Source organism: Bacillus sp. FSL W7-1354, assembly GCF_038002405.1.
GTDB lineage: Bacteria > Bacillota > Bacilli > Bacillales > Bacillaceae > Bacillus > Bacillus paralicheniformis.
Window position 1 is genome coordinate 127,911 of record NZ_JBBOCL010000001.1, and the last position, 22,852, is coordinate 150,762.

The 22,852-nt window shown below is 47.1% G+C and carries 23 protein-coding genes; 14 read left to right on the plus strand and 9 right to left on the minus strand.

Features of this window, described 5'->3' with window-relative positions:
• Positions 1-40 precede the first annotated feature (40 nt).
• The 5 genes from MKZ04_RS00720 to MKZ04_RS00740 all read right to left on the minus strand — a co-directional run bounded on the left by MKZ04_RS00720 (position 41) and on the right by MKZ04_RS00740 (position 4,966).
• Complete coding sequence (locus MKZ04_RS00720; protein WP_023856547.1) at positions 41-1,147, minus strand: ABC transporter ATP-binding protein; 1,107 nt, start codon at positions 1,145-1,147, stop codon at positions 41-43.
• A gap of 115 nt (positions 1,148-1,262) precedes the next feature.
• Positions 1,263-2,144: a helix-turn-helix domain-containing protein gene (locus MKZ04_RS00725; protein ID WP_020450773.1), complete on the minus strand. Its 882-nt coding sequence runs from the start codon at positions 2,142-2,144 to the stop codon at positions 1,263-1,265.
• A gap of 18 nt (positions 2,145-2,162) precedes the next feature.
• A complete protein-coding gene (locus tag MKZ04_RS00730) occupies positions 2,163-2,381 on the minus strand; it encodes a YheE family protein (protein WP_171866274.1) in 219 nt (72 codons plus the stop codon).
• Positions 2,382-2,525: 144 nt separating this feature from the next.
• Positions 2,526-3,884, minus strand: a complete 1,359-nt coding sequence (locus MKZ04_RS00735; RefSeq protein ID WP_328031182.1) for a YheC/YheD family endospore coat-associated protein — start codon at positions 3,882-3,884, stop codon at positions 2,526-2,528.
• Positions 3,881-4,966 (minus strand): YheC/YheD family endospore coat-associated protein, encoded by a 1,086-nt coding sequence (locus MKZ04_RS00740; protein ID WP_020450775.1) that lies wholly within the window; start codon positions 4,964-4,966, stop codon positions 3,881-3,883. The genes MKZ04_RS00735 and MKZ04_RS00740 overlap by 4 nt, the downstream gene beginning before the upstream one ends.
• A 329-nt stretch (positions 4,967-5,295) precedes the next feature.
• On the opposite strand from MKZ04_RS00740, the gene MKZ04_RS00745 reads away from it, so the two are divergent.
• The 4 genes from MKZ04_RS00745 (at position 5,296) to MKZ04_RS00760 (ending at position 9,863) form a co-directional block, all read left to right on the plus strand.
• Positions 5,296-6,426, plus strand: coding sequence for a DUF445 domain-containing protein (locus tag MKZ04_RS00745; RefSeq protein ID WP_144497733.1), 1,131 nt, complete (start codon positions 5,296-5,298; stop codon positions 6,424-6,426).
• Between the two features lie 122 nt (positions 6,427-6,548).
• Positions 6,549-6,902: a YlbF family regulator gene (locus tag MKZ04_RS00750; RefSeq protein WP_016886435.1), complete on the plus strand. Its 354-nt coding sequence runs from the start codon at positions 6,549-6,551 to the stop codon at positions 6,900-6,902.
• 448 nt (positions 6,903-7,350) lie between these two features.
• Positions 7,351-8,214: a Cof-type HAD-IIB family hydrolase gene (locus MKZ04_RS00755; protein WP_016886434.1), complete on the plus strand. Its 864-nt coding sequence runs from the start codon at positions 7,351-7,353 to the stop codon at positions 8,212-8,214.
• Between the two features lie 143 nt (positions 8,215-8,357).
• Entirely contained in the window at positions 8,358-9,863 is a 1,506-nt protein-coding gene (locus tag MKZ04_RS00760) for a coproporphyrinogen III oxidase (protein WP_020450779.1), read from the plus strand.
• 79 nt (positions 9,864-9,942) lie between these two features.
• On the opposite strand, the gene MKZ04_RS00765 is transcribed toward MKZ04_RS00760, so the two are convergent.
• The 3 genes from MKZ04_RS00765 to MKZ04_RS00775 form a co-directional block, all read right to left on the minus strand.
• On the minus strand, positions 9,943-11,154 hold the full coding sequence (locus tag MKZ04_RS00765) for a cation:proton antiporter (RefSeq protein ID WP_020450780.1): 1,212 nt from the start codon (positions 11,152-11,154) through the stop codon (positions 9,943-9,945).
• Positions 11,155-11,160: 6 nt separating this feature from the next.
• On the minus strand, positions 11,161-11,658 hold the full coding sequence (locus MKZ04_RS00770) for a cation:proton antiporter regulatory subunit (RefSeq protein ID WP_023856548.1): 498 nt from the start codon (positions 11,656-11,658) through the stop codon (positions 11,161-11,163).
• Between the two features lie 63 nt (positions 11,659-11,721).
• Positions 11,722-12,051, minus strand: a complete 330-nt coding sequence (locus MKZ04_RS00775; protein ID WP_020450782.1) for a hypothetical protein — start codon at positions 12,049-12,051, stop codon at positions 11,722-11,724.
• A gap of 200 nt (positions 12,052-12,251) precedes the next feature.
• On the opposite strand from MKZ04_RS00775, the gene MKZ04_RS00780 reads away from it, so the two are divergent.
• From MKZ04_RS00780 to MKZ04_RS00795, 4 genes are all read left to right on the plus strand, one after another.
• A complete protein-coding gene (locus tag MKZ04_RS00780; protein WP_020450783.1) occupies positions 12,252-13,028 on the plus strand; it encodes an enoyl-CoA hydratase in 777 nt (258 codons plus the stop codon).
• A 126-nt stretch (positions 13,029-13,154) separates the two neighbouring features.
• On the plus strand, positions 13,155-14,273 hold the full coding sequence (locus tag MKZ04_RS00785) for a Rap family tetratricopeptide repeat protein (RefSeq protein WP_026579963.1): 1,119 nt from the start codon (positions 13,155-13,157) through the stop codon (positions 14,271-14,273).
• A complete protein-coding gene (locus MKZ04_RS00790; protein WP_167564567.1) occupies positions 14,263-14,400 on the plus strand; it encodes a hypothetical protein in 138 nt (45 codons plus the stop codon). Before MKZ04_RS00785 ends, MKZ04_RS00790 begins: the two co-directional genes overlap by 11 nt.
• Positions 14,401-14,404: 4 nt before the next feature.
• The gene (locus MKZ04_RS00795; protein WP_020450785.1) at positions 14,405-14,683 is read left to right on the plus strand and encodes a hypothetical protein; all 279 of its coding nucleotides are present in this window, start codon (positions 14,405-14,407) and stop codon (positions 14,681-14,683) included.
• A gap of 72 nt (positions 14,684-14,755) precedes the next feature.
• Here MKZ04_RS00795 and MKZ04_RS00800 read toward each other — a convergent pair whose 3' ends face one another.
• Positions 14,756-14,941 carry a YhzD family protein gene (locus tag MKZ04_RS00800; RefSeq protein ID WP_161513202.1) on the minus strand — a complete coding sequence of 62 codons (186 nt, stop codon included), beginning with the start codon at positions 14,939-14,941 and terminating at the stop codon, positions 14,756-14,758.
• 117 nt (positions 14,942-15,058) lie between these two features.
• On the opposite strand from MKZ04_RS00800, the gene MKZ04_RS00805 reads away from it, so the two are divergent.
• The 6 genes from MKZ04_RS00805 to MKZ04_RS00830 all read left to right on the plus strand — a co-directional run bounded on the left by MKZ04_RS00805 (position 15,059) and on the right by MKZ04_RS00830 (position 22,832).
• Complete coding sequence (locus MKZ04_RS00805; RefSeq protein ID WP_020450787.1) at positions 15,059-15,955, plus strand: ABC transporter ATP-binding protein; 897 nt, start codon at positions 15,059-15,061, stop codon at positions 15,953-15,955.
• Positions 15,948-17,216 (plus strand): ABC transporter permease, encoded by a 1,269-nt coding sequence (locus MKZ04_RS00810; protein ID WP_095289933.1) that lies wholly within the window; start codon positions 15,948-15,950, stop codon positions 17,214-17,216. The genes MKZ04_RS00805 and MKZ04_RS00810 overlap by 8 nt, the downstream gene beginning before the upstream one ends.
• 119 nt (positions 17,217-17,335) lie before the next feature.
• Positions 17,336-18,562 (plus strand): metallophosphoesterase family protein, encoded by a 1,227-nt coding sequence (locus tag MKZ04_RS00815; protein ID WP_186440884.1) that lies wholly within the window; start codon positions 17,336-17,338, stop codon positions 18,560-18,562.
• Positions 18,563-18,575: 13 nt separating this feature from the next.
• Positions 18,576-21,536, plus strand: a complete 2,961-nt coding sequence (locus MKZ04_RS00820; RefSeq protein ID WP_341045063.1) for an AAA family ATPase — start codon at positions 18,576-18,578, stop codon at positions 21,534-21,536.
• Between the two features lie 49 nt (positions 21,537-21,585).
• The gene (gene yhaM, locus MKZ04_RS00825; protein ID WP_035339075.1) at positions 21,586-22,530 is read left to right on the plus strand and encodes a 3'-5' exoribonuclease YhaM; all 945 of its coding nucleotides are present in this window, start codon (positions 21,586-21,588) and stop codon (positions 22,528-22,530) included.
• Positions 22,531-22,598: 68 nt separating this feature from the next.
• Entirely contained in the window at positions 22,599-22,832 is a 234-nt protein-coding gene (locus MKZ04_RS00830) for a sporulation YhaL family protein (protein ID WP_020450792.1), read from the plus strand.
• Positions 22,833-22,852 lie beyond the last annotated feature (20 nt).

Consider the following 22,852-nt stretch of genomic DNA (forward strand, 5'->3'; position numbering starts at 1 on the left):
GGCCGCAGCATGCTTCGGTCATGGAGAGTGTTTAAATCCACTATTCTTCAGAACGGATGCGAAGCTCCGTTTCTTTATCAAAGAAGTGGGCTTTATTCATGTCCAGCGCAAGAGGAAGCGTATCGCCGGCCTGGACGTCGGTTCTTGAATCGACTCTGGCGATGAACGGCTGCGTGCCGGCTTGCGAATAAAGCATCGTTTCGGCGCCCATCAGCTCAGCTACCTCAATTTTCGCATCGATTTTTGAGTCTTTTGACGCTTCAATGAAAACAGGCTCGTCATGGATATCCTCAGGTCTGATTCCCATGATGATTTCCTTGCCGGCATAGCCCTGGCTGCGCAGAACTTTCATTTTTCCTTCCGGCACGCGAACCGAAACGCCGTCAAATGTAAACAAGTCTTCTTTTAGAGTGCCGGTGAAAAAGTTCATTGCGGGAGAACCGATAAAGCCGCCGACAAACACGTTTTCCGGATTTTCATAGACTTCCTTCGGCGCGCCGACCTGCTGGATGATTCCGTCTTTCATGACGACGAGCCGCGTAGCCATCGTCATCGCTTCAGTCTGGTCGTGGGTGACATAGATGGTCGTCGTCTGCAGGCGCTGATGAAGCTTTGTGATTTCGGCGCGCATTTGTACGCGCAATTTGGCATCAAGGTTTGATAACGGTTCATCCATCAGAAACACCTTTGCGTCCCGAACGATTGCCCGGCCTAAGGCAACGCGCTGGCGCTGTCCGCCGGAAAGCGCTTTTGGCTTTCTGTCCAAATATTGTTCAAGGCCCAGAATTTTGGCCGCTTCATGGACGCGCCGTTTGATTTCATCCTTCGGAAACTTCCTCAGCTTTAAGCCGAAAGCCATATTGTCATAGACGTTCATGTGCGGATAAAGGGCATAGTTTTGGAATACCATCGCAATGTCGCGGTCCTTGGGAGCGACATCATTCATCCGTTTCCCGTCGATTGTGAATTCGCCATCCGTAATTTCCTCAAGTCCTGCGATCATTCTGAGCGTTGTCGACTTGCCGCAGCCTGACGGTCCGACAAAGACGATAAATTCCTTATCATCGATATGAAGATTAAAATTATCCACAGCCGTGACTTTGTTGTCATACACTTTGTATATCCGATCGAGCACGAGTTCCGCCATTTTTTCTCCCCCTCTTTTATGTAAGCGCTTTATCTGGTCTTAGTTTATAAAAAACGGCAGGTCGGTGTAAATGGACATGGTGCACAATTTCTTTTCGTGCAAGTTGCTAAAGCCGCTAAAGGAGATACATCATCAAATAAACAGCGGCTGCTTCTTCAAACTGTCTGATGTCAATCCCGGTCCGTTCGATGAATTTATCAATTCTGTACTGCAGGCTGTTTCGGTGGATAAACAAACGTTTTGCTGTAAGAGAGGCATTCAGGTTGCATCTCATATACGTTTTGATGGTCAGGGATGTCTCGGGATCAGACAGCGCCTCTCTTACGGCGTCCGAAAACGAAGAAGCATGAACCCGCTCGGGTTTTGCCGTCAAAAAAGACGGGAGACACTGGCAAAACGTGGCGACGTTTCCGATGTCACCCGCTTCCAGCATATAATGAAACATTTGTTTTTCAAAGCGGATTTTGCCTTGAAGCGATCCGTTGACTGGATGAAGCTGGCCGCTGAAAAACACAGGGTTTGCCATGAAATCGCTTGTCAGTGCATGCGCAAGCTCGGACAGCTCTTTTTTGGCGAGAAATGGCGAAGGATTTTCGTGGACGATGACAGCTTCGTGCCGGTCGTACCATACCACAAGCGGGTCTTTAAAAAAGCCGCTGACCGCTTCTTTGATCGCCTGTCTTTCTTCAGGTACATGCTCCATTTTAAAAAAATGTCCTTGCATCAGCTGAATGTTCCCCGGGTTTGGAAGGGGGGCATTGCGAAAAAAATATTGATGCCATTCTTTCTCCCGCTTTGTCAGCTGCTGTTCGGGACGCGGTTCTGAGAAAGGCCGGAACAGGCAATGGAGCAGCTCTTTTTCCCGGTCGGTGACCGCGTTTTTCAGCACGCCGAAGGTCTCGCCTTCGTCCGTTTGAAACCATAATGCATCGTGTTTTGAAACAGCCTCAGATACAATCATCCGTTCACCGTAAAGCGTCTTTAATTTCTCCAGCATACGACAACGTCCTTTTCTTTATTCGTAAATATGGAAGAGCATTAATTCATGAATTTCGCTTTTCAGGGAAGGCTCGTCATCGTGCGGGGGATAGGTGCTGCCCCACTCGATTTCCCCTGATTTATGATAGATTCCTTCATAGTGAATCCCTTTATGATAAAACGATATTTTCCAGCCGGGAAGCCTTTCTTTTTTAAACAGCGGCTTCCATTGAAAATGAGAAATCATAAACGCCACGCTCCTTCATTGATTTCAGGTGGGTCAAATCCAGCGAGCTGTCTACACGTTGATTTGTTATCATTGTATCTCATTCACAGAAAAGATCATAGATTCTTTTCAAGTGGAGCTTTTTCAAAAAAATACCGTGAAGAAGCAGGTTCTTCACGGCTTGAGGTCATGCCACATGTCCTCCGGATTAAGGATGGACTGTTCAGTTAAATAAGAAGCATATTCGAAGCTTCTTTTCTTCGTTAAGCTGCTGACAGATGCCAGACGGGGATGGGAGAAGATCCCCCTGCCGGGCCGGGAATTGGCTTCAAACAGCCACACCTTTCCCGAACGGTCCAATCCGAGGTCAAAGCCGATTTCCCCGATGAAACCGTCAAGCTTTTCGTCAAGGACCCGGCTGAGGAGGAGCGCCGCTTTTGTCAGTTTTTGCAGAGTGCGAAGCCTTTCCTGAGGATCATCATATAGCTCTGCAAGCGTTTTGACGGCACCGCCGCTCGACATGTGGGTTGTAATTCCGTCTTTTCCAGCGATTTTGACCGCGATGGCTGTGACGGTCCATTGGCCTTTTCCGTTTTTGTTTGTATGAACCCTGAAGTCTGCCGGATGATGATCCACTTCGATCCGTTCGATGCCCTGCTGGGCGAGATAAGAAGTATGTTTGTGCAGTCTCTGCCATTCATCTAAACATTCAGCAGCGGACGAATAAGATGTGACGCCTTCGGCATGTCTGGCGAGAATTCCGTTTTCTTCCCGTTTTGAAAGCTGGAGTATGCCTTTGCCCAAACTGCCGCCGGCGGGCTTTACATAAATGAAGCCGTATTGACCGATCATGTCTTCGATTTTACCGGCATCGGGCTCGAATGCCGAAAATGGAAGCAATTCCGCTGTCCTCTCGTCTTGCTGCAGACATTTATAGATCTCCCATTTGTTAAAGAAGCCCGGGTTGAACCACGGAATCCGGTATTCATCCATAAGGCGGGTTTTTGTTTCCCGCAGAGCGGCGGATTCTTCCGCTTTGCGGTTCGGCAGTCTGTCGTAAACGACGTTGGGAAGGGGGACTGTGGCCTCCTCCCAGCCGTTTTCCCTGAAAATGAGAGCCTGCACTGTACCTTCTTCCCAATCTATCTGGTGCGCTCCGAACAGATAGCTGTAGCCTCCTGCCGGGAGATCCATCGTCAAAAGCTTCGAAAAAAATAAAGACCTCCCTCTGACAGGGTCCAGCTGCGATTTTGTAAAACCGGCCGTGAAAATCCCGATTAAAGGTCCGATATAGACGGTATTGTCGCGGAAAATCAGGGAGGCTTTGCCGCGGTACGGAATCCGCAGGTTTTTGTACAGATTTTCAGATAATAAAACGGTGCGCTTCAAATGGCTGTCAAATGAGACGTGGCAACGTTCAACACTTGTACCGAAAGCCGCGAATAGCAAACCGTCCTGTTTAAAAGAAGCGGGCAGGAGCATCGTGTTTTCGCTCGTCTGGTGGATGCCGACGGTCAGCGGTTGACCGGTCATCTTTTCTCAGCCCCTTTCGCGCCGGCTGAAGCCGTTAAGAATGAGCAGTACTCCAAAGGACCTTTATACAAAAGCTCCCTTTTTTCAGGAGAGTGCTTAATAAAAGCGTGCTTTCCGGGCTTTGAATTGACATCCAGAAGCCAGACTTTTCCGTCTTTCGTCAGGCAGATATCAAGGCCGAGCTCGAATAATGGTCCGTGATTTGATTCAAGCACCAGGGGTACGGCCTGCGCCATTGTCTCTAAATCATCGAGAAGGACGGCCTGGCGCTTTTTCGGCACTGATAAAAGCCAGCTGTCAAAGCTCACCGCCTCTGAGCCCCCGGCCAGGTTTGCAAGCAGTCCGTGCTGATAGCTCCGCCTTACCGTTTTGCCGGCTGTTTCCCATTCTCCACTGCCGTTTTTCTGAAGCAGCAGCCTGATATCGCACGGAAAACCGTCTTTGTCTTGAATATCGAGGAACGATTGCAGCAAATAGCGGTGCTGAAGAACTTTCTGACACCACGTTTCAAATGAAGCCTGTTTCGAAAATGACTTCAGCTGTTTGTGTTTTCCGGTTTGGTAGGCGGCCTTGACCGTTTTTCCCGTAAGCTCGAGGTGAATGATGCCGCGGCCTCCTGATCCGGATGCAGGCTTCAAGATGCACGCTTTTTCTTTTGCAAGCTTGCGCAGGATATCCTGGGCGTTTTCTGCAATCGATGTGGCAGGAAGGTAGGACTTGATGACGGGATCGGCATTCAATGCTTTGAAAACCGTCCATTTGTCAGGAAGTCCGAGTCCTAAAAATGTTGTTTTAGGATACTTTTTGAGCCATTCGACAATCGGTTTTGCTTTTTTCGATTGCTGATCTCTGCCGTAAAAGCAGCGGTCATAGATCAATTCCGGGATTTCTCTTTCAATTTCATTCCACTGTCCTGACTTCGGGTGAAAGGAGAGCCCTTTCACAAGCAGGGAACCGGGGGAAATATCCAGGGGCGTGAAACGGATAAACCGGATTCCATAGTCCGAAGCCATTTTGGCCAGTTCTTCGGCATAGGCTTTTTCATGTTCGTGCGACAGCGACATAAATCCAAGCGTCATCATGATTATACCTCCTTCATGAAAAACAAGGCTTAACAGGCTGAGACTGTCAAACTTCGGGCAAACTTTAATATATAGACTTCTGTTTCATGATACGCTTGAGATTGCAGAAATAGGCTTTTGTAAATTGGAAATGATTAAAAATTTTAGAGCGCCCTTCATACAATTGCCATCTGACCCATTGTATTTTGAAGCGGCTTGCTCCATTCCGTTATTTGCCCGTCTTTTATTCAGCTACTATAATAACGTTAGGCAAGACGGTGAGGATCGACCATAAGGCCCACGCTGTGCAGCTAAGATGTCAGGTAAAAAGGAAGGCAGTTGAAAAGAACATGTATGTATTTGGGGTTTTTGCCGTTATGATTGCAGTCGGTGCACTTATCGGCGCTGTAACGAACCATTTTGCGATTAAAATGCTTTTTCGCCCATATAAAGCGGTCTACATATTTGGAAAGAGGGTTCCTTTTACACCCGGATTAATTCCGAAAAGGCGCGATGAATTGGCGAGACAGATGGGACAGATGGTCACAGGCCATCTGCTGACAACAGAAGGGATCAAAAAAAGGCTTGCATCCGATGCAGTTAAAAGCCAGGCGGTGCAGGTTGGGGAGCGGATCTTGGCGCACCTCTCGCAATCAACGGCCACCGTTGAAGAAGCATTGGAAAGCATCGGAATTTCAAATCCCGCCCAAAAAGCGGATCGGGCGGTATCCAGATGGACGGATGAGAAGCTGTCCGCATTGTTAGAGGCACATGAAAATGAACCGCTCAAAGAGCTTATCCCTCTTGAGGCCCAGAAAAAGCTGAAAGAGAAAATTCCGATGGTGTCCGGCTATATTTTAAGCCGGGCTGTCACCTACTTTGAAAGCGGCGAAGGAAAGGAACGCCTCGGACATATGATTGACGATTTTTTGAAAGAACGGGGCATGCTCGGCAGCATGGTGCAGATGTTTTTAGGCAACAGCAGTCTGGTTGACCGCGTTCAGCCGGAGATTGTGAAGTTTTTAAAGAACGGCGAGACCGCGCGTCTTTTAACGGATCTGCTTGAAAACGAATGGGACAAGCTGAAAGAATATACGTTCAAGGAAGCGGATGACAAATGGAATCTCAAATCTCTCATTTTCGATTTGAAGGAAAAGCTTTTGAAACGATTCTCGCTTCAGCCGTTTTTCGAAAAAACGATCGGCTCCTCTATTTCCAGTGTTGAGCGGGAGATCGCTTTGCGCCTGCCGCAGATTGCCGACCGGCTTCTCGAAGAGGCGGGCCGCCGCCTGGATCAAGTGCTCAAGCAGCTGGAGCTCGAGCAAATCGTCAAGGAACAGGTGGACAACTTCCCTGTTGAACGTCTTGAAGAAATGGTGCTGTCCATTTCCAGGCGGGAGTTCAAAATGATCACGTATTTAGGCGGTCTGCTTGGCGGAATTATCGGAGCCGTGCAAGCCATCTTTGTAATTTTGATCTGAGGCTGAAGACGGCCTGTTCAAACGGAATTATCGTATAACTGTGAAAAACGCTCCATAGTTTGTTATAGTGGAGTGGTGCCGATTCCATAAGAAGAATACAGGCAGGAAAGGAGCGGATCAGGATGACGGTCAATTTACATGACTCGGCTTATGACTTGGGGCAAGCCTTGCGACAAAGCGATGAATATTCCCGATTGAAAAATCTTTATGATGAGGTGAATGGCGACCCATCTGCTAAAAAGATGTTTGATAACTTTCGCGATATTCAAATGAACCTTCAGCAAAAACAGATGAACGGCGAAGACATCACACAGGAAGAAGTCGAACAAGCGCAAAAATCCGTGGCGCTCGTCCAGCAGCATGATAAAATCTCGCAGCTGATGGAAGCGGAACAGCGGATGAGCATGCTGATTGCTGAATTAAACAAAATCATCATGAAGCCTTTGGAAGAGCTTTACGGAAACCCAGAGAGCTGATAAAAAATCCCCCCTTGTCAAGGCAAGAGGGGATTTTTTCACTAAGTGAACAAATAACGTTCATAAAGATTTAAAAAAAGACTTGTCAATTCATGAAATAGTTGCGATAATACTAAATGTAAGTGCTTTCATTTTTTTGCCGGGATACGATCATGAAAAACGGACTGGCGGCAAAATGATAAGGGGTATAGAGGAAATTAACAGACTGAAAGCACGTCTGCTGGTCAAATAAAGGGGTTATCAATATACGGTGAATTGAACGAAAGGGGCGTTAAATTCACTGTTTTGAATATGAGGGAGAATCATGATCGTATCCACAAGATGCGAAGTAAAAAGTCTGTGAAAACAGGCTTTTTTTAGTATGTGCATCAAGAGGGCTGTTCTAAAAAAAGGGATCGGGACATATCCTCTATAACAGATTCAGTCATCAAAGAAGGGGGACCTCCTGGTGTCAAAACAAATGCTTGCGCTGAATATAGACGGAACGCTGCTTCGGACAAACGGACGGCTTCATCCCGCAACGAAGGAAGCGATCGAATATGCAAAGAAGAAAGGTGTATATGTTACGCTTGTGACGAACAGACATTTTCGCTCCGCTCAAAAAATCGCCAAATCTTTAAAGCTGGATACGAAGCTGATTACGCACAGCGGAGCCATCATAGCGGACAAAATCGACGATCCTTTATTAGAAAAAAGGATTTCCGAAGAACAGACATTTAACCTTGTTCAAATACTGGAAAGCTATGATTGCAATATCAGAATCCTCCATGAAAAATATTCGATTGGAAACCGGAAAAAAACGAATTCAAACCTGCTGGGGAAAACGATGATTCACCCGTCTGACCCGATTTTTTATCCCGTCCAGTTTGTCGATTCGCTGAGCGATATGCTGATGGATGAACCGGTCAGCGCACCGGTGATCGAGGTTTATTGCTCAACAGGACAGTCCGAAGAAATCAGGCAGACGATCACAAATGCATTTCCTCTCGTCGACATCATTGGAGCGGGGGAAAAAATGCTGATTGTCCATAAAGGGGTTTCCAAAGAAGCAGGCTTGACGATGCTCGCCGCCGACCTCGGTCTAAAAATGGAAGATGTCGTTGCGATCGGCCATGAAATCGACGACCTCCCGATGATCGAGCTTGCCGGACTCGGAGTCGCAATGGGCAATGCTCCTCAGAAAGTCAAACAAAAAGCGGATTGGGTGACGCGCTCCAATGATGAACAGGGCGTCGCTTATATGATTAAAGAATACTTCAGAATGCAGCAAAGCAAAGGGTTTCTTAAAAAATTCCATATTAAAAAAGTCTGATTCTGATAGAATCCCCGCTTTCAACTCGAATGCGGGGATTATTCATTCATCGCTGCCACGTAGGAATGTTTGTTTCCCGGATTGATTTTGGCCATTTATTTTTGTACACTAAAGAAAGTTTTGAAACGAAAAAGGTGATGACATTGCGCATTTATATAGAAGGGCTCCAAGATGAAAGGTTCCAGAGACCGCTTGAGCATATAGCCAACTTATTCTTTGAAGAAAGCGAAGTCGCTTTTGGCGAAGAAGCGCCGGCAGACCTTGCGATCGTTCTCGGCTACGACCGGGAAGAGAACGGCGTCAAGGCTTCGGGTATGATAAAAGATACGGACATTAGAGCGGAATATGCCAAAAACATTGACCCCAAACTGACGGAAAAGGAAGCGTTTAAGCAGGTGAAAAATACCGTTTCCTACGTTTTTTTGAGCATGCTTCAGGAGCATACCGGAATCATTCAGAAATGGGGGATTCTCACCGGTGTTCGTCCGACAAAGCTGCTTCATAAAAAGCTGGAGAGCGGCATGCCAAAGGAAGAGGCACATGCCGAGCTGAAACGGGATTATTTAATTCACGACGAAAAAATCGAACTGATGCAAAACATCATTGACCGTCAGCTGAAAGCGGTACCCGATTTGTATGAGCTGAGTCAAGAAGTCAGCATTTACATCGGCATCCCGTTTTGTCCGACGAAGTGCGCCTACTGTACGTTTCCGGCGTATGCGATCAGAGGACAAGCCGGACGGGTCGGCTCATTTTTGTGGGGGCTTCACTATGAGATGCAAAAAATCGGCGAATGGCTCAAGGAGAACGATGTCAGAATAACGACCGTGTATTTCGGCGGCGGAACGCCGACAAGCATTACCGCTGAAGAAATGGATCTATTGTATGAAGAAATGTACCGTTCATTTCCCGATGTAAAAAACATCCGCGAGGTCACAGTTGAGGCTGGACGGCCCGATACGATCACAGAGGAAAAGCTCGCAGTCTTAAAAAAATGGAATATCGACCGAATTAGCATTAATCCGCAGTCTTACGAGAATGAAACGCTGAAAGCGATCGGACGCCACCATACGGTCGAAGAAACGATCGAAAAGTATCATCTGTCGCGAAATGCCGGCATGTCGAACATCAATATGGATTTGATCATCGGCCTTCCGGGCGAAGGGGTAAAAGAATTCAGAAACTCTCTTTCCGAAACCGAAAAATTAATGCCCGAATCATTGACCGTCCATACGCTGTCATTTAAGCGCGCGTCTGAAATGACGAAAAACAAGCATAAGTATAAGGTGGCTGACCGCGAGGAGATTGTCGCGATGATGGATGACGCTGTCTCGTGGACGAAACAGCACGGCTACCATCCCTACTATTTGTACAGGCAGAAAAACATTCTCGGCAACCTGGAGAATATAGGCTATTCCCTTCCCGGCCAGGAAAGCATCTATAACATCATGATCATGGAGGAAAAACAGACGATTATCGGGATCGGCTGCGGAGCTGCGAGCAAATTCGTCGATCCGGAAACGGGAAAGATCACACACTTCTCCAACCCGAAAGACCCGAAAACGTACAATGACAGATTTGAACACTATACAGAAGAAAAGCTTCGCTACCTGTCCGGGCTTTTTGACAAGAATGCCAAAGGCAGTTAAAAGGTTCGGTTTAAAACGGGACAGTCCCTGGGCAAAACGAAAGGAGACTTCGCCAATCCTGGCGAAGTCTCCTTTTCTGTCATCCACTTTGTTTTGTTTTGAATTTTTTCCACTTAAATATTTTGTTCAGCATTTGAAAAATCCGTTTTGATTCTTTTGTCAAAAGCGGCCCCAAAATTGCCAGGATCAGTACGTACAAAGCGGCAAACGGCTTTAATGTAACCGAAAGTCCGCCGGCGATTCCGAGGTTGGCGACAATGATCGAAAACTCGCCTCGTGAGACAATCGTTAAGCCTATATTGGATGAAGCTTTATGAGAAAGTCCGGCCCTTCTGCCTGCGATCATGCCGGCGATAAAGTTCCCGGCCAAGGTAAGGATGACAGCGCCGATTGAAAGCCATACCGCATCTCCCAGTGTAAACGGGTCGATGCTCAATCCGAAGCTGAAGAAAAACATTGCACCGAAGAAATCGCGAAACGGCACAACCAAATGCTCGATCCGGCTTGCATGTTCTGTCTCGGAAAACACGAGTCCGAGAAGCAGGGCGCCGATTGCTTCGGCAACGTGAATCGTTTCCGAAAAGCCGGCGACAAAGAACAGCAGCGCAAAGATCACGATAATAAAGACTTCGTTTGAACGGATATCAAACAGCCGATTTAACAATTTTGGCAGCTTCCTGGCAACGATAAAGAACAATATCATGTAGCCAAAAGCGATCAAAATCGAAAGCAGCGCCGATCCGACTGAAGTTGAGTCACCTAGGACGAGCCCCGAGACGACGGATAAATAAACGGCGAGAAAAATATCTTCGAACATAATGATTCCGAGAATCAGTTCGGTTTCCGGATTCGCTGTTCTCTTTAGGTCGACAAGTACTTTGGCGACAATCGCACTCGAAGAAATCGTAATAACCCCGGCGATGATCAGTACTTCGAGAAACTCGAAGCCCGCGATGAACCCGAACATGAGGCCTAAACTGAAGTTGATCAGAATATAAATGCTTCCTCCGACGGCGATGGACCGTCCTGATTTAATAAGCTTTCCGATCGAAAATTCTAGTCCGAGATAAAACAGTAAAAACAAGACGCCCATTCTGCCGAAAAAGGCGATGATCTCCGAGCTCTCGATAAACTTCAAGTTGATGATACCGATCGTCGGAGCGTGCGGGCCTACGATCATCCCCAGAACAATTAAAAAGGGAATGATCGAGAATTTAATCCGATTCGCAATTAAGGCAGCAATCGCGACAAGCAAGAGTGCGGTGCCGACTTCAAATACTAGATGATCCAAAGAGCATCACCCTTCCTTTCGGGAAAGAAAAGCCTGCTTCATTTCCTTGAGGTTTTTTCTTTCACCGGACAGGACGAGTGTATCATTTTCATCAAGAACGGAATCCGCACCGGGATTCAAGAATTTTTCCTGATTCTTTTTAATGATCGCGATGACAGTGACGCCGTAGTTTTGCCTGACGTCGATTTCACCGAGAGTTTTGCCGACGGCATTTGCTCCTTTTTCGACTTTGAACCACTCGATGATCAGGTCGTTAAACGCCATTTCAATCGATTCAAGCGCCTGCGGCTTATAGACCATTCCGCCGAGGATGGCGGCGATCTGCCTTGCTTCGCCGTCATCAAGCGAGATGTTGGTCACGATTTCATCGGGATCTTCGTCGTCAAAACGATAGATTTCTCTTCTTCCGTCATCATGAACGACAATCGTCATTTTTTCATGGTTTCTCGTTTCTATTTCAAATTTTTTGCCGATACCCGGCAGATCATTTTCTTTAATATTCAATCATATCCCTCCAAAATAAATTTCCCCATTCGGCTGAAAAGTTATGCAGGTAAAAAAGGAAAATCAGGAGAGGTAATTAGATTGGTATTTCACAGGAATAGCGCAAGTTTTTTTAAGAATTAATTCATTTGATTGAACCTCGAATCGAGGAATGAAATGAGTGTAGAAACGTGCGTCAAAGACAGAAATATTTGCGGCTTTTCCTGGATGGTTAAGAAAGCTTTTTGTAAAAGGGGAGGGGTTCACTGCATGTGTCTCAAACTTTGAGGTGTTTAGAGACATATGATATTCCGCTTCGGGATCACAAACAGGGTTTTGCTCCTGATCGGCGAATGGTACTGTTAACATGCATAAACTAAGCATCAACGTCAAAAATGATTTAATTACGCTCATCCCCCTTTCCTCACATGCTTTCTATAAATAACTATATATAAACAAAGAAAATCATTCAACTAAAAAGGCTTATTTCAGTATCAATTGATCTTGAAATTGAAAATCATTCAGCTGATTTTCACATGAAAAAAGGTATTGAAAATAAAAGGTGGAATTAATTAAGCTAATATCTTAAAAAATCGTATTCACGGAGGTGCAAGATGGAGTATATCAAATGGAAAGACGAAGACGGGATTTTTGAAATTGTGCTGAATCGCTCTGAGGCGTACAATGCCTTGAATGAAAAAATGCTTGAAGAACTGAATGAAGCTTTGCGTATTGCAGAGGAAAGCGAATCGCTGCTTCTCCTTGTGAGAGGCAGCGGCAAAGGATTTTCGGCAGGCGGAGACATTAAGATGATGCTGTCTTCCGGAGATCAAGACAGCTCTGCCCGCGTCATTGACACAATTTCTGAAATTGCGGTGAAGCTTTACAGCATGCCGAAGATGACGACAGCGGCTGTCCACGGGGCGGCCGCAGGTCTGGGATTGAGCCTCGCGCTCAGCTGCGACCATGTGCTGGTCGAAAAAGAGGCGAAGTTGGCGATGAATTTTATCGGCATCGGGCTTGTTCCCGACGGAGGCGGACACTTCTTTTTAGAGCGGAGAATCGGTGAAGCTGCGGCCAAAGAATTGATTTGGAGCGGGAAACAATTGACGGGGGCCGAAGCGCACGAACTTCGGATCGCAGACGCTGTATTCAGCGGGGACTCCGGCCGTTTTGCGCGCATCTATCTTGAAAAGCTTCTGCACGCTCCGCTGGCAGCGATGATTGAGACAAAAAAGATCTATCAGGCGCTGAATGGCGGTAGGCTGCAGAAAACGCTTGAACTCGAGAAAGCGGCCCAAATGAAAATGAGGCTGACAAGCGACCATCAGGAAGGAATCCGCGCATTTTTAGAAAAGCGCCAGCCGCAATTTAACCGTCAGCAAGTATAACAAGAGGGCCCGACAGGAAATTGACCTTGGGAAATGATGTGCAGAAGCAATTGTAAAAAAATTTAAGTTTCTATAAAATGATTCATAAGGACACAGGTCTGTACGAAGTCTTGGGAGGCGGGGAAATTGAAACAGAAGATTCCATCTGAATACGTTGCTAGTAAGCTGAATGATTGGTACAACGCCATTCGGAAAAATCAGATCGCCGCCAGTGAATCATTGAAAGCGGAAATTTTAAATGATTTTCAAGACATGGAAGAAAATCAGGACGTCCTGCTCTACTATTCGCTGCTCGAATTCAGGCATAAGCTGATGCTCAGCTATTTGAAACCGCAAAAGACTGAAAATATTGAAAAAAACCTCCGCGACTTAGAAGAGAAAAAGGACCAAATGACAGGTTTACTAAACTATTATTACTGGTTTTTTAAAGGGATGTATGAGTTCAAACAAAAGCGGTTTGTCAAAGCAATCGGCTGCTATAAAACGGCTGAACAAAAAGTCAGCGCCTTGGAAGACGAGGTTGAAAAAGCGGAATTTTATTATAAGCTGGCGGAAATCTACTATTATATCAGCCAGAGATATTTATCGATCAACTATGCGACGCTCGCTTCCGACATTTTTAACCGGTATGAGACGCTAAAAGAAAAAAAGATTTTCTGCGATTTTATCATTGCCGGCAATTGGGTTGAATCGATGACATACGGACCAGCGCTGAAAAGCCTGGCCAACGCGCTTGAAGACGCCGCGAAAATCAAAAACAGCCATTTGACGGCAGCCGCTCATTTTAATTTGGGAAATTGCTATTTCCATCAAGAATCGTACCGGGAAGCCTCAGATCATATGGAGAGCGCCCTTTCCATTTTTGAACAGGAAAGTTCATCATATATTCCAAAAGTGCTGTACAACTTAATGTACGTCCGTCTAAAACAGGGAAATCATGTCGGAGCGGCCGACTGTTATGAAAAAGGCATCCGAAGTGCGGCATCGCTCGGAGATGAAGAACACGCGGCCAAGCTTAACATTCTATCCGGGCTGTATTTGGACGGCGGGGATCGGAAAGCCGTGGAAATCGGATTTGATTATTTGGAGTCAAACCATTTATATGCCGCTGTTGAAGAGCTGGCTTTAGACGCAGCCCAGTACTATAATCAAATGGAGCGGCTTGAAGATGCCATTTTTTACTATGAGAAGTGCGCTCAGGCAAGACGAAAAATCAAAAGGGGAGATGCGTTGTATGAAAGCTAAACTGTTGTTCGTCGCGGTGTCGCTGGCTGTTGTGTTAACGTCTTCAGGCTTTTTGGCAGATGCGGGAAAAGCTCCTTCCTTGTACGCGGACAAAATGATCACGACTGACAAGGAGGCCAGAGTTTAAGAACATGATTTCATCTGAGAATGAGCGGGCTGACGCAGCGAAAGAATGGACGATGTATATTACAGTTTCTTGCCTTTTCATCCTGATCGTCTCTGTGATTTGTTTTTTCGCTCCGGCCTACAGCTTGCAGGATCTGCTGTTTCGACTGTTTGATGCCGTCATCATCTGTGTGCTGGCGGTCAATGGCCTTTATTTTCTGCGAAAAAATAAAGGCGTCGCTTGCTTATCGTTTTTACTCTGTTTCATCAACATGGGACTGCTCATTGTTATGATGATCCACTAGTGTTTGGCGGATTAAAGGGCAGGCGGCAGCGGGAGACCTTCCCCAAAAGAGCCGCCTTGCCCCGTATTTTAGTCAGCTCCGGAAAACAATGATTTTACCGGACGAATGTACTACCCGGTGTGTATGCTCCAAAAATTGCTTTTCCTTCAGCATTCCTCTTCCTTTCTCTTTCGCTTCTTCATCACCGGCCGCTTCAAATCGCTCATTCAAAAGCGTTTCTCCACCAGTATCGAAAACGGTTACATAATAACTTTCCATTTCTCTTCCCCTTTCTCAAAATATGATCTATTTGTTTAAAATTATATAAAAATCAAAAAAATCCTTTTTAAAATGGTATGACTAACGTATGATTGTAAATTGGAAGGAGGAGTTATTATGCTCAAAATCGATCACGTCACGAAAAAGTTCGGTTCATTTACAGCTGTAAACGATCTGACGCTGGAGATTCCAGACAAGCAAATGTTCGGTCTGCTCGGCGCCAACGGAGCAGGGAAAACGACGACATTCCGAATGATATTAGGCCTTTTGAATGCGACAGAGGGTACTGTCACATGGAAAGGACAGCCGATTAACTACGGTATCACAAACAGCATCGGCTACTTGCCCGAAGAGCGCGGACTGTATCCGAAGCTGAAGGTGAAAGATCAGCTCGTATACCTTGGCCGCCTGAAAGGCATGACAAAGCAAAATGCGCTCAAGGAAATGGAGAAGTGGCTCGAACGGTTCCATATTACGGAATACGCCGACAAAAAGGTTGAGGAGCTCTCCAAAGGGAACCAGCAAAAAATTCAATTCATCACGGCCGTGCTGCACAAGCCGGAGCTTTTGATTCTCGACGAGCCGTTCAGCGGTCTCGATCCGGTGAATGTCGAGCTATTAAAAGACGCGGTCATTTCTTTGAAAGACGACGGCACTTCGATTGTATTTTCAAGCCACAGAATGGAGCATGTCGAAGAGCTGTGCGAACATGTCTGCATTTTGCAGCGCGGGACGCCTGTCGTTCAAGGGAAATTAAAAGAAATCAAACGTTCTTTTGGCAGAAAGAATGTCACGATTCACGCAGACGGCGACTTGAGCTTCTTGAAAGAGGCGGACGGCATCGTCAAATGGCGGGATCATTCCGAAGGAGTCCGCCTGCAGGTCGAAAATGAAGAAGTCTCTCAAGAGCTGTTTACAATGCTTCAAGGACGCGGGTTTATCAGAAAATTTGAACTTGAAGAGCCTTCTTTGCATGATATTTTCGTCGAAAAGGTAGGTGCCCGTTATGAATAAGTTTTGGATTGTTCTTTTTCATACATATCTCAGCAAGCTGAAAACAAAGTCGTTCATCATTTCAACGGTGATCACGCTTGCGCTTGTCGTGCTCGTCACAAATCTGGGATCGATTATTTCCATGTTTGATGACGGCGGAGAGGGTGATAAAATCGCCGTCATTGACCGTTCAAATCAGCTGTACGACACGTTTGCCCAGCAAGTGAAAGCACTCGACACTGATGAAGCGCTGGAAGTCGAAAAAGCGGATAAACCGGAAAAAGAGCTTGAAAAAGACGTCAGAGACGAAAAGCTCGAAGGCATTTTAATCCTGGACAGAGATAAAAAAGGCGTGCTGAAAGGAACGTATAAAGCGCTCGAAATCGCTGATTCCACAGCTGTCTCCACGATTGAACAGGCGCTCTCACAAGCAAAGATTGCCGTTGGAACGGCTGAATTGAACGTACCACAGGAAAAGCTGAGTGAACTGTTTACACCGGTAAAAGTCAACAGTGTCGCCTTGAAAGAAGGCGCGAAAACCGAGGAAGAGCTTCAAAAGGCGACAGGGCTTGTATATGTTGTGCTGTTTGTCATCTATTTTTCGGTTTTGACGTACGCGTCAATGATCGCGACAGAAGTTGCGACGGAAAAGTCTTCCCGCGTGATGGAAATTTTAATTTCCAGCGTGCCGCCTGTCCAGCAAATGTTCGCCAAACTGTTCGGCGTCGCTCTGTTGGGATTGACACAGATTGCCGCGCTGTTTCTTGTCGGCTATCTTTCGCTCCAGTCCAGCCAGGAAAAGGGAGGGGATGCAGCCGATATGATTAAAGGATTTCTTGACATTTCCGGCGTACCTACTGCAACGCTTGTGTACGCGGCCATTTTCTTGATGCTCGGCTACTTCCTCTACGCAACTCTTGCGGCATTTCTCGGAAGCGTCGTCAGCCGGATTGAAGATGTTCAGCAGATGATTTCGCCGATGATTCTGCTGGTCGTCGCAGGATTCGTAATTGCCATGGTCGGGCTAAGCACACCGGATTCAACGTTCATTACCGTTACTTCATTCATTCCGTTCTTTGCACCAATGATCATGTTCCTCAGAGTCGGCGTGCTTGATATTCCGTTTTGGGAAGCGGCACTCGGCATCGGCATTACCGCACTCACCATTGTGATTCTCGCCGTCATCGGGGCGAGGGTGTATAAAGGCGGCGTGCTCATGTACACGAGCGGCGGCGGATTGAAAAATATCAAACAGGCGCTTCGTCTGTCAAAAGATCGATAATAAAAGAGAAAAGCAGCTTGAAAGAAAAGCTGCTTTTTTCGTGCAAAGAGTAGAACGTGCATTCGCTTTCAACCCGTGATAGAATGGGAGCAGAATATTTTATGAAAAGGAGCAGAAGATTGACAAACATCACTTTCATTCATGCGGCCGATCTGCACCTGGACAGTCCGTTTCACGGCATCAGCCGGCTACCCGAAGAGGTTTACCGGCGGATCAAAAACAGCACATTTAAAAGCGCTGAAAATGTGTTTAAGCTTGCGATTGATGAAGAGGCCGACTTCATTTTGCTTGCCGGCGATCTTTTCGACGAAGCAAACCGCAGTTTAAAAGCACAGATGTTTTTGAGAAAGCAATTTTTAAAGTTGAAAGAGAACAACATCCAAGTCTATGTGATTTTTGGCAATCACGATCATCTGGGCGCCGATTGGACGCCGATTGATTGGCCGGACAACGTCCACATTTTCTCGTCGGAAGACATTGAAGAAAAATCGTTTTACAAAGACGGCCGGCTCGCCGCAAGCATCTACGGCTACAGCTATCCCGAGCGCTCTGTTTTTGCCAATAAGGCTGCTGAAATCAAAAAAACGACCGACGCGCCCTTGCATATCGGCATGATTCATGGGACGCTTTCCGGGGAGAGCGGCCATGATCCGTACTGTCCTTTTTCCCTTCAAGATTTAAAAAACGGCCGGATGGATTACTGGGCGCTTGGCCATATACATAAAAGACAGGTCATTTCAGCCTCCGAACCGGCGGTGATTTATCCGGGAAACACGCAATCGCGGCACATGAAGGAAACGGGAGAGAAAGGCTGCTATCTCGTCAATGTTTGCGGCGGAGAACTGTCCTTCGAATTTAAAGCCTTATCGGATGTTCTGTGGGAAACGGCCAGCATCGATATCTCAGAGACAAAGCAGATGACAGAGCTGATCAGCCTGATGCAGGATGCCCTTCAATCTTTCAGAAACAGAGGCAAGCCGGCATGCGTCAAGGTGGTATTGACAGGAGAAACACCCTCTTATTTGGCGGAAGGACAGGCCGGCATCGTGGACGAGATCCTTGACATCTTCCATGAAGAAGAGCGGGAGGAAGACGCGTTCATCTGGCTTACCGCGATCGAAGATCAAACAGATGCCGCCTTGTCTGGAATTGAACGGGACGCTTTTTTTCAGGAGCTATTGCAAGAAATGCAGGAATTTCAGGATTTCAGCCTGATTTTTGACGATTTGGAGCGTCATCCGGTCTTTAGAAGGCACGGAGAGCGGTTTCATGAAGAAGACTTCCGGGACATTCGCGCGCAGGCGGAAAAACTGCTGCTTCATGAACTGAAGACATTGAAAAGATAAGGGAGGGTGCAGGGTGAATATACATGCGATACATATATACGGATACGGTAAATTTGCCAATCAGACATTTCGCCTGTCTCCTTCAAATCTGCATTTGGTCTACGGGCTCAATGAAGCCGGGAAAACGACGCTCATGTCGTTTATTGAAAGCGTGCTGTTCGGTTTTCCGAAGACGAAACGGTATGAGCCGAAAACGGGCGTCATTTACGGGGGGATGCTTGAGGTCGGGCACCCTGATTTGGGGCAGATCCGGATCGAACGAACGGCCGGAAAGCCTGAGCGGGTCACCGTTTATCTGGAAGACGGCAGCACGAAGCCGGAAGGTTTTTTAAATGAGCTGCTGTCAGGCGTCGACAGACAGCTGTATAAAGCGATCTATTCATTTGACGTGTTCGGCCTTCAGGAAATTCATAAATTCAACCGCGACAAAATCGGCCGTTTTCTGCTGTTTTCGAGTCTGTTCGGCTCTGATGCGATTTCAAAGATGGATGCCGGCCTCGTGAAAAAGCAGGAAGAGCTGTTTAAACCGAACGGCCGGAAACCTGAACTGAATCAGGAGCTCGACCGGTTAAAAAAGCTTTCCGAAGATTTGAAAAAAGCGAAAGCGCGGGAAGGCGACTACCACCGCCTGTTAAACGAAAAAAAAGGCGCTGAGGCCTCAATAAAGGACAGCGGACAACTGCTGAAAGATCTTGAGCATCTCGTCTCACAAATCGAGCAGGCGATTGAGATTCTGCCGGCGGCCGCGGAAAAACGCCAGCTGGAAGAGCAGCTCGCATCTTTCGGCGGCTCAGGAGAAAGCCGTTTCCCCGAAGGCGGACTTTTTGAGCTCGAAAAGCTCGAATCCCACCTGCATCCAAAAGCGGCTCAGCTGAAGGCGCTGGAAGAGAAAAAGCGCCGTTTGGAACAGCGGGCCGCCGCTTTTGCACCGGCTGAAGACTTTCTCGAGCACGAAGCGGAAGAGCTTTTAAAAGCATATCCGTTTTACCAGTCGTATTCCGAAAAAATCGCGTCTTTGACTGATCAGCTTCACCAGATTAACGGACGGGTTCAAGCGGGGCTTGGGCGCCTGAAAATCGAGGAATGCGATATCCTCAATGCGGACACCGCGTATGAATATGAGTGGAAGCTGCAGGAAACCGCTCAGGCATACATCGAGCTGCGTGAACTGAAACGGTCGCTTGACGAACGCTTTGAGCAGGCGAGAGCTGATCTGGAGGAAGCTGAACAGGCCCACGCCGCTCTCAGCAATGAAGTGATGCCGGAAGATGTCCGCAAGCAAAAGGAGGAAACCCTCAGCCGGCTTGCGTCCGCCGGCGGCCATGCCGGAAGGCGGGAAGAGCTGCTCCTTCAGCTGTCCTATCTGAAGCAAGAACAAAAGGTTCGGATGAAAAGAAGAAAGACCGCTTTTGCAGTAGCGCTTTGTGCTGCTTTTGCGGCAGCTTGTGCGGCGCTCTTTTTCAAGGAGTGGTTCCCGGGCGCTTTACTCGTGCCGATCTTGCTCATATTTGCCGCTGTTGTTCTAAAAAAGCCCGAGCCTTCCGCGGCAGCGGCTTTTATTCAAAAACAGCTGGACGACATTGATCGCAGCGGTACAAAAAGCGGAGTGAGTGACAACGCTTTGAGGGAAGAGCTGTGGAAGGACGACCAAACCCGGCAGCTCCTTATCGCAAAACAAGCAGAGCTCAGACAGAGAGAAGCGGAATATGAAAGAGCGATTCAGAAGTTCGAAGCGTGGGAAAAGGATATCCGTCCGTATCAGGAGAAGACCGAACGCTATTTGAGAGAGCTGAACCTGTCAATCGACCCGTCATTTTTAGCCGATGCGTACGCTTTGATCAAGGAACTCCGAGAGGAAATGTTGAAAAAGCGGGATATCGAGCAAGAGCTGAGCCGCCTTCAGGCTAAAAAAGCATCCTTTGAATCGGAATTGAGAAAGCTTGTCTCATCTCTCGGCCGCGCTGGCGAAAGCGTCCAAGAGCAGGTGTTTCTACTGAAAAGCGCGCTTGGTTCCCAAAAAGAAAAACTTCGGCAAAAACAGGAAGCGGACGTGTCTTTAAAGCATACCGCCGAACAAATCAAAGAGCTGACAAAAGAGACGGAATACTTCCAATCCCAAATTGGCGAACTCTTTCAAAAAGCAGGGGCGGACGGCCGTGAGATGTTCATCGGTCTGGCGAAGCGCGACCAAGCCAAAAAAGAATTAACGGCAAGGCTCGGGCAGCTCAAAAGAGAGCTCGGCAGGCAGGACGAGAAGGCCGTCATGCTTGCATCAGAACACTCTCTTGCAGAACTGAAAGGAAAGCTGGCCGAGGCGCAGGAAAAAAGAGCCCGTATAGAAAATAAGCTTGCAGAAGAAAGACAAAAGGCGGCGAATGTCCATGCGGAACTGGTCAGACTTGAGGAATCGGGAGCGGTATCCGAGCTCGCCTATCAGACCGGAATGCAAAAAGAGCGGGTCGCCGAACTGGCCAAAAAGTGGGCTGCCGTCAAGCTGATCCGGCAGGCGGTCAAAAACAAGATCGATGAACATAAGAAGGTTCGGCTTCCGAAGCTGTTACAGACGGCTGAAACATTACTAAACCCATTGACTGCCGGGCAATACGAAAAAATTTATTTTTCTGAAACAGATGAATCCATGATGGTCATGCGGAAAGACGGGGCTGTTTTTTACGCCCACGAACTGTCCCAGGCAACTTGTGAACAGCTCTATTTAGCGATCCGATTCGCTCTGGCCCTCTCCCATCAAAAGGAAGTCAAATTGCCGTTCCAGCTGGATGACAGCTTTGTCCACTTTGACCGGGAGAGGTTTAAACAAGTGCTGAACATCTTAAAAAAGCTTTCAGGCGAAGATCAGCAAATTTTGTATTTTACGTGTCATGAACATGTAAGAGAAGCTTTTCACGACGAAGATGTGATCCTGCTGCCTTCCGTCATGAAAAAGGTGGAAGTGGAGGGTATAACTAACAAATAAAAGTGTGTGCTATAATGATTTTATGTAGGAAAACGGAGGGAGCTTTATCATGGCAAAAGGTATCATGCTGCACGAAGTTGGCGAGCAGGTTGATTTGTATTTGCTCATTAAATCGTCAACGAAAGGAATCGCGAGCAATGGGAAACCGTTTTTAACGCTGATGCTCCAGGATCAGTCCGGAGATATAGAAGCGAAGCTTTGGGACGCCAAACAGCAGGACGAAGTGACCTACGGCCCGCAGACGATCGTGAAAGTGGTCGGCGACATTCATCATTACCGCGGGCGGAATCAGCTGAAGCTGAGAAACATCAGACCTGCGGGCGACAATGACAATGTCAAAATCGATGACTTTCTTGAGACTGCACCGATTCCCAAAAACGAAATGATGGATGCGGTCACTCAATATATTTTTGAAATGAAAAACCCGAGTATTCAGCGAATCACGAGGCACCTCGTCAAAAAATACGGCAAGGAATTCATTGATTTTCCAGCTGCGACGAAGAATCACCACGAGTTCGTATCAGGTCTCGCATACCATGTTGTCTCCATGCTGAACCTGGCCAAATCGGTCGCAGACCTGTATCCGTCGCTCGATCGCGACCTATTGTACGCAGGTGTTATTTTGCATGACCTTGGAAAAGTAAAAGAACTATCCGGACCGGTGTCCACGACCTATACTGTCGAAGGGAATCTGCTGGGGCACATTTCGATTATGGTGACAGAAATTGCAAAAGCAGCCGAAGAGCTTCAAATTGATTCAGAAGAAGTGCTGATTCTCCAGCATTTGATTTTAAGCCATCACGGCAAACCCGAATGGGGCAGTCCAAAGCCGCCGATGGTCAAGGAAGCGGAAATTCTTCACTATATCGACAACCTTGACGCGAAGATCAATATGATGGACAGAGCGCTCGAACGGGTCAAGCCGGGAGAGTATACCGAACGCGTCTTTGCATTGGATAATCGTTCCTTTTACAAGCCTGTTTTTCACAAATAAGCGTCATAACTTGTCTCCCTTTTGCATAATGTCTGATATACAGTTTATTCAAAAAAGGGGGAAAAGCCGTGCTGCTGTTTCCGTGGTGGGTGTACCTTTGCATCGTCGGCATTATTTTCAGCGCCTATAAGCTGATGACGACGGCAAAGGAAGAGGAAAAGATCGATCAGGCTTTTATCGAAAAAGAAGGCCGCATTTATATCGAACGGATGGAAAAAGAAAAAGCACAGCGCATGAAGCGTTCATTGGATGAAGATCAAGAACAGCATGAAAAATCGGCTGACAGTCATTCCATCGCATAAAAAAAGCTGTCCGGCCCCGC

What these genes read in the sequence shown, in the direction of transcription:
- MKZ04_RS00805 (WP_020450787.1), top strand. Translation starts at nt 15,059, where the DNA reads ATGCTCAAAATCGATCACGTCACGAAAAAGTTCGGTTCATTTACAGCT.
- yhaM (WP_035339075.1), top strand. Translation starts at nt 21,586, where the DNA reads ATGGCAAAAGGTATCATGCTGCACGAAGTTGGCGAGCAGGTTGATTTG.
- MKZ04_RS00720 (WP_023856547.1), bottom strand. Translation starts at nt 1,147, where the DNA reads ATGGCGGAACTCGTGCTCGATCGGATATACAAAGTGTATGACAACAAA.
- MKZ04_RS00810 (WP_095289933.1), top strand. Translation starts at nt 15,948, where the DNA reads ATGAATAAGTTTTGGATTGTTCTTTTTCATACATATCTCAGCAAGCTG.
- MKZ04_RS00780 (WP_020450783.1), top strand. Translation starts at nt 12,252, where the DNA reads ATGGAGTATATCAAATGGAAAGACGAAGACGGGATTTTTGAAATTGTG.
- MKZ04_RS00790 (WP_167564567.1), top strand. Translation starts at nt 14,263, where the DNA reads ATGAAAGCTAAACTGTTGTTCGTCGCGGTGTCGCTGGCTGTTGTGTTA.
- MKZ04_RS00800 (WP_161513202.1), bottom strand. Translation starts at nt 14,941, where the DNA reads ATGGAAAGTTATTATGTAACCGTTTTCGATACTGGTGGAGAAACGCTT.
- MKZ04_RS00775 (WP_020450782.1), bottom strand. Translation starts at nt 12,051, where the DNA reads ATGAGCGTAATTAAATCATTTTTGACGTTGATGCTTAGTTTATGCATG.
- MKZ04_RS00750 (WP_016886435.1), top strand. Translation starts at nt 6,549, where the DNA reads ATGACGGTCAATTTACATGACTCGGCTTATGACTTGGGGCAAGCCTTG.
- MKZ04_RS00745 (WP_144497733.1), top strand. Translation starts at nt 5,296, where the DNA reads ATGTATGTATTTGGGGTTTTTGCCGTTATGATTGCAGTCGGTGCACTT.
- MKZ04_RS00735 (WP_328031182.1), bottom strand. Translation starts at nt 3,884, where the DNA reads ATGACCGGTCAACCGCTGACCGTCGGCATCCACCAGACGAGCGAAAAC.
- MKZ04_RS00725 (WP_020450773.1), bottom strand. Translation starts at nt 2,144, where the DNA reads ATGCTGGAGAAATTAAAGACGCTTTACGGTGAACGGATGATTGTATCT.
- MKZ04_RS00740 (WP_020450775.1), bottom strand. Translation starts at nt 4,966, where the DNA reads ATGATGACGCTTGGATTTATGTCGCTGTCGCACGAACATGAAAAAGCC.
- MKZ04_RS00795 (WP_020450785.1), top strand. Translation starts at nt 14,405, where the DNA reads ATGATTTCATCTGAGAATGAGCGGGCTGACGCAGCGAAAGAATGGACG.